The organism is Brevundimonas albigilva (assembly GCF_023573565.1).
GTDB classification, from domain to species: domain Bacteria; phylum Pseudomonadota; class Alphaproteobacteria; order Caulobacterales; family Caulobacteraceae; genus Brevundimonas; species Brevundimonas albigilva.
This window is the reverse complement of sequence record NZ_CP097649.1, coordinates 1110110-1123896: the sequence shown is the minus strand read 5'-3', so window position 1 is coordinate 1123896 and position 13787 is coordinate 1110110. Positions and strand designations below refer to the sequence as shown.

12 protein-coding genes are annotated in these 13787 nt (G+C 69.4%); 2 read left to right on the top strand and 10 right to left on the bottom strand.

Annotation, left to right across the window (positions count from 1 at the left end; genetic code table 11):
- Window positions 1-3: 3 nt before the first annotated feature.
- Window positions 4-1626: a long-chain-fatty-acid--CoA ligase gene (locus M8231_RS05580; protein WP_249750857.1), complete on the bottom strand. Its 1623-nt coding sequence runs from the start codon at window positions 1624-1626 to the stop codon at window positions 4-6.
- A gap of 160 nt (window positions 1627-1786) precedes the next feature.
- On the opposite strand from M8231_RS05580, the gene udk reads away from it, so the two are divergent.
- Window positions 1787-2434 carry a uridine kinase gene (gene udk / locus M8231_RS05575; RefSeq protein WP_250202419.1) on the top strand — a complete coding sequence of 216 codons (648 nt, stop codon included), beginning with the start codon at window positions 1787-1789 and terminating at the stop codon, window positions 2432-2434.
- A gap of 3 nt (window positions 2435-2437) precedes the next feature.
- Here the strand turns inward: udk and M8231_RS05570 are convergent, their stop codons facing one another.
- From M8231_RS05570 to M8231_RS05560, 3 genes are all read right to left on the bottom strand, one after another.
- Window positions 2438-2629: a hypothetical protein gene (locus M8231_RS05570; protein ID WP_249750858.1), complete on the bottom strand. Its 192-nt coding sequence runs from the start codon at window positions 2627-2629 to the stop codon at window positions 2438-2440.
- 572 nt (window positions 2630-3201) lie between these two features.
- On the bottom strand, window positions 3202-5094 hold the full coding sequence (gene serA / locus M8231_RS17065; RefSeq protein ID WP_249750859.1) for a phosphoglycerate dehydrogenase: 1893 nt from the start codon (window positions 5092-5094) through the stop codon (window positions 3202-3204).
- Window positions 5095-5215: 121 nt separating this feature from the next.
- Window positions 5216-5755: a hypothetical protein gene (locus M8231_RS05560; protein ID WP_249750860.1), complete on the bottom strand. Its 540-nt coding sequence runs from the start codon at window positions 5753-5755 to the stop codon at window positions 5216-5218.
- A gap of 218 nt (window positions 5756-5973) precedes the next feature.
- Here M8231_RS05560 and M8231_RS05555 point away from each other — a divergent pair, with 218 nt between their 5' ends.
- Window positions 5974-6897 carry an Hsp33 family molecular chaperone gene (locus M8231_RS05555; protein ID WP_250202592.1) on the top strand — a complete coding sequence of 308 codons (924 nt, stop codon included), beginning with the start codon at window positions 5974-5976 and terminating at the stop codon, window positions 6895-6897.
- Window positions 6898-7055: 158 nt separating this feature from the next.
- On the opposite strand, the gene phoB is transcribed toward M8231_RS05555, so the two are convergent.
- The 6 genes from phoB to M8231_RS05525 all read right to left on the bottom strand — a co-directional run bounded on the left by phoB (window position 7056) and on the right by M8231_RS05525 (window position 13714).
- Entirely contained in the window at window positions 7056-7748 is a 693-nt protein-coding gene (phoB, locus tag M8231_RS05550; RefSeq protein WP_249750861.1) for a phosphate regulon transcriptional regulator PhoB, read from the bottom strand.
- A gap of 20 nt (window positions 7749-7768) precedes the next feature.
- On the bottom strand, window positions 7769-8500 hold the full coding sequence (gene phoU / locus M8231_RS05545; RefSeq protein ID WP_249750862.1) for a phosphate signaling complex protein PhoU: 732 nt from the start codon (window positions 8498-8500) through the stop codon (window positions 7769-7771).
- A gap of 4 nt (window positions 8501-8504) precedes the next feature.
- A complete protein-coding gene (pstB, locus tag M8231_RS05540) occupies window positions 8505-9449 on the bottom strand; it encodes a phosphate ABC transporter ATP-binding protein PstB (RefSeq protein ID WP_250202418.1) in 945 nt (314 codons plus the stop codon).
- A gap of 4 nt (window positions 9450-9453) precedes the next feature.
- The gene (gene pstA / locus M8231_RS05535; protein ID WP_250202417.1) at window positions 9454-10755 is read right to left on the bottom strand and encodes a phosphate ABC transporter permease PstA; all 1302 of its coding nucleotides are present in this window, start codon (window positions 10753-10755) and stop codon (window positions 9454-9456) included.
- Window positions 10748-12178, bottom strand: coding sequence for a phosphate ABC transporter permease subunit PstC (pstC, locus tag M8231_RS05530; protein ID WP_250202416.1), 1431 nt, complete (start codon window positions 12176-12178; stop codon window positions 10748-10750). The genes pstA and pstC overlap by 8 nt, the downstream gene beginning before the upstream one ends.
- Before the next feature lie 114 nt (window positions 12179-12292).
- Window positions 12293-13714, bottom strand: a complete 1422-nt coding sequence (locus M8231_RS05525; protein ID WP_249750865.1) for a sensor histidine kinase — start codon at window positions 13712-13714, stop codon at window positions 12293-12295.
- Between the last annotated feature and the right edge of the window lie 73 nt (window positions 13715-13787).

Sequence of the window (13787 nt, the reverse complement as noted above, 5' to 3'; positions counted from 1 at the left end):
AGGTCAGGCCGGCAGACGGTAGTCCTTCAGCCGTTCGCGCAGAAGCTTCTTGTCGATCTTGCCGGTGGCGCCCAGCGGGATTTCGTCCAGGGCCACAACGTCGTCCGGCATCCACCATTTGGCGATCTTGCCCTGCAGGAAGTCGAGATGCTCCTGCTTGTCCAGGGCCTCGCCCTCCTTGAGCTTGAGCAGCAGCACCGGGCGTTCGTCCCATTTGGGGTGGGCCGCGCCGATGACGGCGGCCAGCTCGACCTTGGGATGGCCCACGGCGATGTTCTCGATCTCGATGGAGCTGATCCATTCGCCGCCCGACTTGATGACGTCCTTGGAGCGGTCGGTGATCTGCATGAATCCCATGTCGTCGACCGTGGCCACGTCGCCGGTGTCGAAGAAGCCTTCGCCGTCGACGATGGAGCCCTCCTCGCGGAAATAGGCCCGGGCGACGGTGGGGCCCTTGACCATCAGGTGGCCAAAGGTGTGGCCGTCGTGATCCAGGGTCCGGCCGGCGTCGTCCTTCAGCTTCAGCTCGACGCCCAGCGGCGGCGTGCCCTGTTTGACGCGCCACTTCAGCTGCTCCTCGAACGGCAGGCTTTCCAGCTCGGGCGTCATGTTCGACAGGGTGCCGATGGGCGAGGTCTCGGTCATGCCCCAGCCCTGCAGCACCTCGACGCCATAGTCGTCGTGGAAGGCGCGGATCAGGCTTTCGGGCACGGCCGAGCCGCCGATCAGCACGCGCTTGACCGTCGACAACTTCAGCCCGTGCTCGCGCATGTGCATCAGAAGCCCCTGCCAGACGGTGGGCACGGCGGCGGAGAAGGTGACCTTCTCGGTCTCCAGCAGTTCGTAGATGGAGGCGCCGTCCATCTTGGCGCCCGGCATGACCAGCTTGGCGCCCGCCGCCGGCCCGCCGAAGGCGATGCCCCAGGCGTTGGCGTGGAACATCGGCACCACCGGCAGGATCACCTCGCTGGGCGTGGCGCCCAGGACGGTCGACTGAAGACCCAGAAGCGTATGGATGAAGTTGGACCGGTGCGAATACAGCACGCCCTTCGGATTGCCGGTCGTGCCCGAGGTGTAGCAGAGGCCGCAGGCGGTGTTTTCCTCGAAGTCGCCCCAGACGCAATCGGTCGACTGGCCGGCGATGACCGCCTCATAGGCTTCGGCCCTGGGCAGCTTGGTCTGCGGCATGTGGGCCGCATCGGTCATGACGATGACGCGCTCGACCTTGGGGATGTGCGGCAGGATGGCTTCGAGCAGCGGCACGAAGGTCAGGTCGGTGAAGATGACCCGGTCCTCGGCGTGGTTGATGATGTAGATCAGCTGCTCGGGGAACAGGCGCGGGTTCAGCGTGTGGCACACCGCGCCGATGCCCATGACGCCGTACCAGGTCTCGATGTGCTTGTCGGTGTTCCAGGCCAGGGTGGCGACGCGGTCGCCCGGCTTGATTCCCCAGCCCTTCAGGGCGTTGGAGACGCGCCTGGCCCGCTCGTGGATGGCGGCGTAGGTGGTGCGGACGATCGGCCCCTCGACCGAACGGGTCACGACCTCGCGGTCGCCGTGCCAGTTCTTCGCGTGGTCGATGATCTTGTCGACCGTCAGCGGCCAGTCCTGCATCAAGCCCAGCATCGTCGTGTCCTTGTCCCTTGGCGTGCGTCTGCTTGGGTGCGACGCTTGATGGCGACGCTATCTTGGTGATCGTCGTTAAGCAACGTGACGCAGGGTCAGGTTCGGCGCGACGGATCGTCCGCGATGGCCTTGCGGCGAAAGCCGATCTAGAAGGCGCGACATGGCCATATTGATCGCGATCACGGGGGGCTCCGGCTCCGGCAAGAGCACCCTGGCCGAGGCCCTGGTCTCGGCCCTGCCGCCCGGCAAGGCCGTGCTGGTGCGCGAGGACTCCTACTACCGCGACGCCGCCTCCCTGCCCGGCTTCGACGCCGCGACCTTCGACTTCGACGACGTGGCGGCGCGCGACCATGACCTGATGATCGCCGACCTGTCTGAGTTGAAGGCGGGGCGGCCGGTGACGGCGCCGCTGTATTCCTTCATCCATCACGGCCGCGAGCCGGGCGGGGAGCCGATCCCGGCGGCGGAGGTGGTGGTGGTCGAGGGCACCCACGTCCTGTGTACGCCGGAACTGACGGCCCTGTTCGACATCCGCGTCTTCGTCGACACCCCCGCCGACATTCGCTTCATCCGCCGCCTGCTGCGCGATCAGGAGGAACGCGGCCGGTCGGCGGACTCGGTCGTGGCGCAATATCTGGCGACGGTGCGTCCGGGCCATGAGCGCCTGACCGAGCCGTCGCGAACCCACGCCGACTTCATCGTGGCGGACGCGACCGCGGCGGTGCGTCTGGAGGATCCGCAGGCGGTGGTGCGCCTGGCCGCGCCGGTCCTGGCCCACCCGCTGCTGCAGCCGCTGCTGGAGGGCTGAGGGTCAATCGTCGACGACGCCCCGCTCCAGGGCGTCGCGCGCCCTCTTCTCAGCAATGATGCGATCCAGCCGCTCGCACTGGATCCAGAGTTCGCGCCGCAGGCGGGCGTCTTCCGCCATCTCCTCGGCGCTCTGCTTGCGAGGGGGCGGCAGGCCGCGTCCGGGCTTGGGGCGGCGGGGTTTGGGGCTGGCCATGACGGCTCCTTTCCAGACATGCGTGTTCCCCCCCGCCGTTCCCGGCGGAGTCGATGGAGGGCTGGGCGGAGCGCCGGGCCTTCGCCCGGAGTTCTGAGATGTGAGTACCGTTTCGACGAGGGCTGGACGCTCCGCGCGAAGGATTGGCCTGCAAGCTCGGGGCGCCGAGTGGTGGCGGTCTTATCGCCTAACCCCATAAGCCTGCGGCGGGCCGGCGGGGTCTGCGAAACCCCGTCCGGGTGCGGCCGAGTATCCCCCTCGACCCTCCGCCTCGCGCGTCCGGTGCGCCGGCCGGCGAGGCGGCGCGGGCCGTTCCAGACCCGCCCCCGCTTCCTCCGCTCCCGCCGCCGCAAGGTCGCAGGCCTTACGAGCCCTCCGGTGCGACGGGACGAGGAAAACATGGCACGGTTTTCAGCTCAGGCGGGCTGGAGGGGGCGAGAATCCGGCAAGCCGCTGGAATCGTTGCGGTCGCGGCAGCGTCACTTGGAGAGTTGGCGGGTTTGGCCTGACATCCTCTCCCGCGTTTCCGTTCACCGAGACGGCGCGCGCAAGAGCACCCGCCGGCGACGGTGTCAGTGCAGGGTGCGGAACTTCAGCGTGCCGGGGACGGCCTTCAGGACGCCCAGCGCCTCGCGATCGTAGTCGCGGTCGACGTCGGTGATGACGTAGCCGACCCGCTCGCTGGTCTTCAGGTGCTGGCCCAGGATGTTCAGGCCCGCGGCCGCCAGCGCCTGGTTCAATTCGGCCAGGACGCCCGGCTGGTTGCGGTGGATGTGCAGCAGCCGGTGCGCGCCGGACACCTCGGCCAGCTGGACGTTCGGCAGATTGACGCTGAAGGTCGTGTCGCCCCGGTTGAGATAGCCCAGCAACCGCTCGGCCGCGAACTCGGCGATGGCTTCCTGCGCCTCTTCGGTGGAGCCGCCGATGTGCGGCGTCAGGATCATGTTCCTGAGCCCCTGCAGCGGGCTTTCGAACGGATCGGCGTTGGTGCGCGGCTCCTCGGGGAAGACGTCCACGGCCGCGCCGGCGATCCGGCCCGACCCCATCGCCTGGGCCAGGGCGCCGACGTCGACCACATGGCCGCGCGACAGGTTCAGGAACAGCGCCCCCTCCTTCATCCGGCCGAACTGGGCCGCGCCGAAGATGGCCTTGTTCTCCGCCCGGCCGTCGACGTGCAGGGTCACGACGTCGCTCTCGGCCAGCAGGGCGTCCAGGGCGCGCATGCGCCGGGCGTTGCCCAACGCCAGCCGCTCGGACAGGTCGTAGAACAGCACCCGCATGCCCAGGTTCTCGGCCAGCACCGAAAGCTGGCTGCCGATGGCGCCGTAGCCGACGATTCCCAGGGTCTTGCCGCGCAGTTCCCGGGAGCCCGTGGCCGACTTGTTCCACTTGCCCAGGTGCATGGCCGCCGACTTGTCCGGCACGTCGCGCATCAGCACGATCATCAGGCCGATGGCCAGCTCCACCACCGAGCGGGTGTTGGAATAGGGGGCGTTGAACACCGCCACGCCATGATCGGCGGCGGCGTCCAGATCGATCTGGTTCGTGCCGATGCAGAAGGCGGCGACGGCCATCAGCTTGTCGGCCTGTTCCAGCACGCGGCGCGACACCGTGGTCTTGGAGCGGATGCCCAGCACGTGCACGCCCCTGACCGCCTCGATCAGGTCGTCCTCGTCCAGGGCGCCCTTCATCGTTTCGACCGTGTAGCCCGCCTCCTCCAGCCGCTCGACGGCGGCGGGGTGAATGTTCTCCAGCAGCAGCATCCTCATGCGGCTGCGGGGAAAGGACCAGCGGCCCGCCAGCCCCTCGGCGTGAAGCACCTCGTCCAGGGAGGCGGCCTCGGCGTCGGCGGCCTCGACCACGGGCGCGCGGCGGACGACCTCGGTGAAGGCGTAGAAGGCGTCGGCCGCCCCCGCCAGCTTGACCTCCGCGTCGTTCCAGCCGTCGCCGACCATCACCACCCGGCCCGTCAGGTTCAGGCCGTGGATGGCCCGCGGCTTGCCCTCGGCGTGCGACAGGGGATTGGCGCCGTCCACGCCCGTCACGCGGCCGTCGTCGTCATAGACCAGGTCGTTGCACAGCACCCGATCGGCGGGCACGCCCAGGGCCTGGGCGACCGGGGCGATCACCTCGCGAAAGCCGCCCGACAGGATGACGACTTCGACCGCCCCCGTCTGGAAGAAGCCCAGGTTGCGGCGCACCGACGCGGTCAGGCGGTCGGGCGCCTGGGCCGCCAGCGTCGCCACGTGATCGCGGGTCAGGGGCAGCAGCGCCAGCCGCTGACGCAACGCCTCGCCGAAGCCGATCTCTCCGCCCATCGCCTGGTCGGTCAGGGCCGCGATGCGCGCGCGGGTCGCCTCGGCGTCGGGCGCGCCGGCCAGGGCGATGTCGGCCAGCGCCTCCAGCGTCTCGAAGTCGACCAGGGTCGAATCGAAATCGAAGATCATCGTGGGGCGCGCGCTCATGGCCGCCCTCTTAGCGACCTTCGCAGGCGCCGCAAAGCCAAGGCGTGCTAAAGACTGACGCCAGCTGCGCTCAAATCATGCCGCCCGCCTGGCTCGACAGCCGATGGGCGGCAAGGAAATGTCAGAAACGGACGATGCGGCGCACGCGGCTGTCGGGACGACGGCTTTCCAGCAGGGCCGCGCCGACGGCCGCCGCCAGGGTGGCCACCGCGATCAGGGCGCCGCCTTCCCGACGATGATCGTGGGCGTAGGCCGCCGCCTCGTCGGCGTACCGGCGCGCGGTCTTGCCGTGCTTCTTCGCCGCCTTCCTGGAGCCCTTGCGCGCGGCGCGGAACCAGTCGCCGGCATGGTCGCGGGCGTCCTCGGCCACGTCGACGGCGCGATGGCGGGCCTGGCGCGCATAGTCGCCGGCGCGGTCGCCGAAGTCCTCGGCGCCGTGGCGGAAGGCGTCCATCGCGTCATGGAAGCGGCCGCGCAGTTCGGAGGCGTCCACCCAGCCGCGCGGGTCCATGCGGGTCTTGATGCGCTGGTAACGGGTGGGTCCGGTGCGCTGCGAGAGATAGACCGCCGCAGCGGCGCCCAGGACGATCAGGGCCAGGCCGCCGGCCGTCACGCCGGGGTGCTTGCGGACTTCTTCCATGGCGTCGAAATCGCGGATCATGGGATGTTGAACCTCTCGAGTGGTCGTCTGGAGCGAAATCGTTTTCGCGTCAGCGAAGGAGCGAACCGGAGCAGAAACGGTTCCCCGATCCGGCCAAGCTGGCGAAAAACGCGATCCCAGGCGCGCGACGCCCGCCGGCGCGACCGGGGGCTTACCATCGCCGTCCCGGGCGCCTAAATAGCCGCGATCCCGACATGACGACCAGCAAGGACGCCGCCGTGACCGATCACGCGCCCCATTCCCCCGTTTCCGACGACCTGGCCGCCGCCTTCCAGATCGAGGGCTGGCCCGTGCGCGGCCGCCTGGTCCGCCTGGGCGCCGCCATCGACAAGATCCTGAAGGCCCACGCCTATCCGGAACCGGTCGCCAGCCTGCTGGGCGAGGCCTGCGCCCTGGCGGCGCTGGTGGGCTCCAGCCTGAAGTTCGACGGCCGGCTGCTGATCCAGGCCCAGGGCGACGGTCCGGTGCGTTATGTCGTGGCCGACTACGGCACGGACGGCACGCTGCGCGGCTACTGCCGCTATGACGAGGCCGAGGTGGCGGCGGCCTCGCAGGGCTTTTCGCGGCCCGGCGCGCAGACGCTGCTGGGCAAGGGCGTCTTCATCATGACGCTGGACCGCGGGCCCGACTTCGAACGCACCCAGGGCATCACCCCGATCGAGGGCGAGAGCCTGTCGCTGTGCGCCGAACACTATTTCGAACAGTCCGAACAGGTGCCGACCAAGGTCCGCCTGGCCGTCGGCTCGGTCCAGACCGACGCCGGGGTCCAGTGGCGGGCGGGCGGCGCCATGATCCAGGTCATCGCCGGCGACGCCGCGCGCGGCTCGACCGAAGAGGTGTGGGAGCGCACGCGCGCCCTGTTCTTCACCCTGGGCGACGACGAACTGATCGATCCGACGATCAGCCCGGAAACCCTGCTGTTCCGCCTGTTCCATGAGGACGGCGTCCGCCTGGAGGGCGCCAGAACCCTGTCGGCCGTCTGCCGCTGCTCCAAGGACCGCATCGCGGCGGTGCTGGCTTCGTTCGAGCCGAAGGAGCGCGACGACATGGTCGAGGCCGACGGCAAGATCCGCGTCACCTGCGAATACTGCGCGACGGTCTATGAACTGGAGCCCGACGACGTGGTGACGGCGCAGATCTGAGACCTGCCTCAGACCAGCATGAAGACGGCGTCGCCGAAGTTGCGCATGACGTCGGACATCGCCCCTCCCCTGCATGACTCGTGTCATGAGGCGACGGCGAAGGCGGACGGATGCGCGTTGCGGGAATTTGACGCGAAGCTTGCGCTCGCGGTCCGCGATCAGCCTTCCAGATCGAGCGAATAGCCGGCCGAGCGGACGGTGCGGATCGGATTGGCGCTGTCGTCGCCGATGGACAGGGCCTTGCGCAGGCGGCCGACGTGGACGTCCACGGTGCGCGCCTCGACATAGACGTCGGAGCCCCAGACCGCGTCCAGCAGCTGCTCGCGGCTGAACACGCGGCCGGGATGCTGCATGAAGTGGTCCAGCAGGCGGAATTCGGTCGGCCCCAGATGGACCTCCTGGCCCGAACGCTTCACCCGGTGCGAGACGCGGTCGATGACGATGTCGCCGTGGTTCAGCCGGTCGTCGGCCAGACCGGGCCGGATGCGGCGCAGGACGGCCCGGATGCGGGCGATCAGTTCGACCATCGAGAACGGCTTGGTCAGATAGTCGTCGGCGCCCGTGTCCAGCCCGCGCACCCGGTCGCTTTCCTCGCCGCGCGCGGTCAGCATGATGATCGGCAGGTTGCGCGTCTCGGCCTTGCCGCGGATGCGGCGGCAGACCTCGATCCCCGACAGCTTGGGCAGCATCCAGTCCAGCAGCACCAGGTCCGGCAGCCGTTCCTCGACCTGAAGCATTCCCTCCTCGCCGTCGGAGGCGACGGTGACGTCGTAGCCTTCCTTTTCGAGGTTGTACTGAAGCAGGGTCGCCAGCGCGTCCTCGTCTTCCATCACAAGGATATAGGGCTGCACGTCGGTTCTCCGGTCTCGGCTCAGTGCGTGTCGGTGGACAGGTTGGGGGTCGGAGACTCGTCCTCGGCCGTCGGCATGGCGCGCGGACGGTCGCCGACGATCTCGTCGCCGGTGATCTCGTAGTGGACGGTCTCGGCGATGTTGGTGGCGTGGTCGCCGATCCGTTCCAGGTTCTTGGCCATGAACAGCAGATGGGTGCAGGCGCCGATCGTGCGCGGGTCGCCCATCATGTAGGTCAGCAGTTCGCGGAACAAGGCGTTGTAATGCTCGTCCACCTCGTCGTCGGTCTGCCAGACGGCGACGGCGCGGTCGATCTCGGAGGCGGTGTAGGCATCCAGCACGTCGCGCAGGCGGTTGGACACCAGCCGCCCCATCCGCTCGATCGAGCGGGTCAGCGGCTGCATCGGCTCGACCTCGGCCAGGATCAGCGCGCGCTTGGCGATGTTCTTGGCCAGGTCGCCGGTGCGCTCCAGGTCCGAGGCCATCTTGATCGCGCCCAGCGTCTTGCGCAGGTCGCTGGCGACCGGCTGGCGCAGGGCGATCAGCCGGATGGCCTTCTTCTCGATATCGCGATGCAGCGCGTCCAGCTTCAGGTCGCGATCGACCACCGCGCGCGCCAGGGCGATGTCGCGTCGGGCGACGGAATCGATGGCGTCCGCGACCTGGGCCTCGGCCAGGCCGCCCATGCGGGCGACCTCGGCCGTGATCTGGTTCAGTTCGTCGCCGTAGGCCTTGACCGTGTGCTGGTTCATCGGATTAGCCGAAGCGTCCCGTGATGTAGTCGAGCGTGCGCCGCTCGCGCGGATTCTGGAAGATGGTCTCGGTGTCGCCGGTCTCGACCAGGCGGCCCATGTGGAAGAAGGCGGTGCGCTGCGACACCCGCGCGGCCTGGGCCATCGAGTGGGTGACGATGACGATGCAGAAGCGCTCGCGCAGTTCGTCGATCAGCTCCTCGATGCGCGCGGTGGCGATGGGGTCCAGGGCCGAGCAGGGCTCGTCCATCAGGATCACTTCCGGGTTCACGGCGATGGCGCGGGCGATGACCAGGCGCTGCTGCTGGCCGCCCGACAGGCCCATGGCCGAGGACTGGAGGCGGTCGGCGACCTCCTCCCACAGTCCGGCGCGCTTCAGGGCGCTTTCGACCACGCCGTCCATCTCGGACTTGGCCGAGACAAGGCCGTGAATCTTGGGTCCGTAGGCGACGTTCTCGTAGATCGACTTGGGGAACGGGTTCGGGCGCTGGAAGACCATGCCGACGCGGGCGCGCAGCAGCACCGGGTCGATCGAGCGGTCGTTGATGTCCTCGTCGTCCATGGCGATCCGCCCCGTGACCTTGGCCCCCGAGATGGTGTCGTTCATGCGGTTCATGGTCCGCAGGAAGGTGGACTTGCCGCAGCCGGACGGGCCGATCAGGGCCGTGACGGTCTTGTCCGGGATGTCAAGCGAGACGTCGTACAGCGCCTGCTTGCCGTCATAGAAGACCGACACGTCGCGCGCGGCGATCTTGATCGGTCCGCTCGGCGGCGTGTCGACCACCGTGGGGCCGGGCGCCGGTTCGGCGTCCTCCATGCGGGGCTCGGGCCGGTCGGGCGTCTGGGCGGGCGCGGCCTCGGGCAGCACCTGCCCGCCCATGCGCGGAGCCTGCGTCGGGTCGCCGCCGTCGTTGTGGCCGTCGGGTGCGCGGAAGATTCGGAACTTCATTCTCTTACCACCGACGCTCGAAGCGCCGCCTCAGGATGATGGCCGCCGCGTTCATCACGATCATGAAGGCCAGCAGGACCATGATCGCGGCGGCGGTGCGTTCGTGGAACGCCCGCTCGGAGGCGTTCTCCCAGATGTAGATCAGCGACGGCAGGGCGCCGACCGGCTGGTCGATGGCGTGGGGCACGCCCGGCACGAAGCTGACCATGCCGATCAGCAGCAGCGGGGCGGTCTCGCCCAGGGCGTGGGCCATCGAGATGATGGCGCCGGTCATGACGCCGGGCATGGCCAGCGGCAGGACGTGACTGAACACCGTCTGGGTGCGGCTGGCGCCCATCGCCAGGGCCGCCTCGCGAATCGACGGGGGCACCGCCTTCAACGACGAGCGCGTGGCGATGATCAGGGTGGGCAGGGCCATCAGCGCCAGCACCAGGCCGCCGACGATCGGGCTGGCGCGCGGCAGGTGCATCCAGTTGATGAACAGCGCCAGGCCCAGCAGGCCGTAGACGATCGAGGGCACCGCGGCGAGGTTGTTGATGTTGACCTCGATGATGTCCGTCAGCTTGTTCTTGGGCGCGAACTCCTCCAGCCAGACGGCGGCGCCGACGCCCAGCGGAATGGCGATCAGGGCGGTGACCATCAGCATCAGGGCCGAGCCGACCACGGCGCCCAGGACCCCGGCGATCTCGGGCTGGGTGGAATCGCCGTTGGTGAACAGGGCGGTGTTGAAGTGCGAGCCGATCACCCCTTCGGCCTTCATCCGGTCCAGCCAGGCCAGCTGACGGTCGTTCAGGCGCCGCTGCTCCTGCGGCACGTCGCGGGAAATCTCGCCCTTCAGATACAGGTCGGCGTCGTCGGACAGCGGCGCCGCCAGCGGCACCGTCTCGCCGATCACGTCGCCGCGGCGGGCCACCAGGTCGGCGGCCACGAACTTCAGCTCCGACGAGAACAGGCCGCGCATGTCGCGCGAGACGTCGCCGCGGGCGTCGTCGGCGATCCCCCAGCGCGCCAGCTGCTGCTCGGCCGCCATCTGCTCGAAGTTGGAGCCTTGCGGATAGGCGCGGTCGACCTGGGCGGGGTCCATATAGACCGGGACCGTCACCGTGTGGGTGTAGAAGGCGGTGTGCCCCTGCTCGACGATGCGTCCTAGCAGGATGACCAGGAAGACCACGGCCGCGCCGATGGCCAGCTGCCCGTACAGCTTGAAGCGGGTCTCGCGCGCGTGACGACGCTTCAGCCCCGCGCGCAGCCGCGCGAGACGCTTGTCCAAGGCCGCGCCGACCTGTTCGGGGGTCGCGTCAGTCATACTGCTCTCGATAGGTCTGGACGATGCGCTGGGCGACGATGTTCAGCATCAGGGTGACCAGGAACAGGGTCAGCCCCAGGCCGAACGCCGACAGGGTCTTGGCGCTGTTGAACTCCTGGTCGCCGGTCAGCAGGGTGACGATCTGCACCGTGACCGTGGTCACGGTGTCCAGCGGATTGAAGGTCAGGTTGGCGGCCAGGCCCGCGGCCATGGTCACGATCATGGTCTCGCCGATGGCGCGCGACACCGCCAGCAGCAGGGCGCCGGCGATGCCCGGCAGGGCCGCGGGCAGCAGCACCCGCTTGACCGTCTCGGACTTGGTCGCGCCCATGGCGAAGGACCCGTCGCGCAGGCTCTGCGGCACGGCGTTCAGGATGTCGTCCGACAGCGACGACACAAACGGGATCAGCATGATGCCCATGACCGCGCCGGCCGTCAGCGCCATCTGGTTCTGCACCAGCGCCAGATACTGGCCAAGGCCGTCCAGCGGCCCGCCGATCAGGAACAGGCCGATCTCGTTGAAGAAGACGCGCAGCGCCGGCCCCACGGTCAGGGCGGCGAAGAAGCCGTAGACGACGGTCGGCACCCCGGCCAGGATCTCCAGCACGGGCTTGATGACCGCGCGCGCGGTGCGGCCGGCGTATTCCGACAGATAGATGGCCGACAGCAGGCCGATGGGCGCCGCCACCAGCATGGCGATCAGCATGATCAGCAGGGTCCCGGCGAACAGGGGCACGGCCCCGAAGGCGCCGCTGGAGCCGACCTGGTCGGCGCGGATGGCGATCTGCGGGCTCCATTGCGTGCCGAACAGGAACTCCGTCACCGGCACGTGCTGGAAGAAGCGGAAGGCGTCGAAGGCCAGGGAGGCGATGATGCCGATGGTCGTCAGGACCGCCACCGCCGAACAGACGAACAGCGCGCCCCAGATCCAGCCCTCGACCCGGTTGCGGGCCCGCACGTTCGGGCGGATCTGGCTGAAGGCGAACAGGCCGCCCATGATCGCGGCCAGAACGGCGGCGACGGCGGCGCCCCATTGCAGGGTGCGCTCGACCCGCACCATGCGGCGCGCCTCGACCGGCAACTGCTCGGCCAGGGGGCGTTCCCAGATCTGCAGCGCGGGCTCGCCCCGGCCCAGACGGTGGGCGTCGGCGAAGAAGGCCTCGCGGCGGAAGGGTTCGAGCGCGGCGACGGCGTCGGGCGTGCCGGCGGCGGTCAACTGGCGCTCGATCGGCGCGGCGAAGATCCCCGCCAGCATCAGCACGACCAGCGCCGGCGCCGCGACCCAGATTAGGGCGTAGGCGCCGTGCTGGGCCGGACGCGAGTGCGCGCGGACGCCCCGAAACCGGCCTTGCGCCAGCGTCCGGCCGCCCACGAAGGCGGCGGCGGCCAGCGCTGCGAGAATCAGCAGGAGAATCCAGATCATTCGGGGCCCGGTGCGCGTGCGCGAATCGTCGGAATCCCGAAAGCCCGGGACCGACCTGGCGCGTCTTCTGCCCGCGAATGGTCAGCGGATTAAGACGGCTCCATGACAGTTCGGTTACAGCGACGCCGGGATGGAGGCCTGGGTCGAGGGGGCGTCGGCGCGCCGCTTGCTCGCCATCGGGAACCAGGCGGTGAAGGCCGCGCCCTGGCCCGGCGCGCTTTCCACCACCAGGCCGCCCTGGTGGCGGTTCATGATGTGCTTGACGATCGCCAGCCCCAGGCCCGTGCCCTGCCGCTCGCCGCTTTTCTGGCCTTCGACGCGGTAGAAGCGTTCGGTCAGTCGCGGCAGATGCTCGCGGGCCATGCCCGGCCCGTGATCGCGCACGGTGACGGCCGCATAGACGAGGCCGGCCGTGCGGTCGGGCGTCACCAGCGGCAGGCGCGTCGCGCCGGGCATCCGCGACGCCCAGGCCTCGTCGAACGACAGATCGGCGCGGACGGTGATCTCGACCACGCCCCCCGCCGGCGAATATTTGACGGCGTTGTCGAGCAGGTTCTGCACCACCTGGACGATCTCGTCCCGGTCGCCGCTGACCGACGCCCGCGCCTCGCCCTGGTCAAGCACCACGCTGACGTCCTTGCTCCGCACGATAACGCTGACCGCGTCGACGACGTCGGAGGCGGCGCGGTCCAGGTCGACGCGGCCCGACGGCGGGATGTGCTCGTTGAGCTCGATCCGGCTGAGCGACAGCAGGTCGGCGACCAGCCGGCTCATCCGGTCGGCCTGGGCGGCCATGATGTCCAGGAACCGGTCGCGCGCCACCACGTCCTCTCGCGCATGGCCCTTCAGCGTCTCGATGAAGCCGCTGAGCGAGGCCAGCGGGGTGCGAAGCTCGTGACTGGCGTTGGCCAGGAAGTCCACGCGCATCATCTCCATGCGGCGCACGTCGGTCTCGTCGCGCAGGACGACCAGGGCCAGCCCCTCGTTCGCCCCGCCCAGCGGCCGGGTCCAGGCGCGCCAGCGGCGATCCCTCTGTCCGCCGGTGGTGTAGTCGGTCGCGCGCGACACGCCGCCGAACAGCGCCTCGTCCACCGCCTCCAGCACGCCCGGCTCGCGGATGACCTGGACCAGCAGGCCGCCCTGCCGCTGCACGCGCAGCAGATCACGCGCCGCCTGGTTGGCCAGGACGATGCGGCGTCCGGCGATGTCGTCGGGCTCTCCGCCGCTGACGATCAGCACCGGGTCTTCCAGCGCCTCGAACACGCGGTCGAGCAGGTCGACCGAGGCCGCGGGCGGGACGGCGGCCGCTCCGTCCTCGACGCGGACGGGCTCGACCTCCTGCCGTCCCGGCGCGTTCAGAAGCCAAGCCGCCCCCGTCGCCACCGCCGCCCCGCCCACCAGCCACGGCGCCAGCTGGGGATGGATGACCGCAAGGCCCAGCATCACCCCGACCGCGATGGCGACCGTGGCGCCGATCGTCCACAGGCGCGACGTCGAGATCGGCGCGACGGGCGATGGCGAAACCTCATAGGGCATGGTCGGGACGAATCTCGGAGACGGCGACGGACAAAGGCCATCCTTGCACGGATTTCATGACGGCGCTTAGACA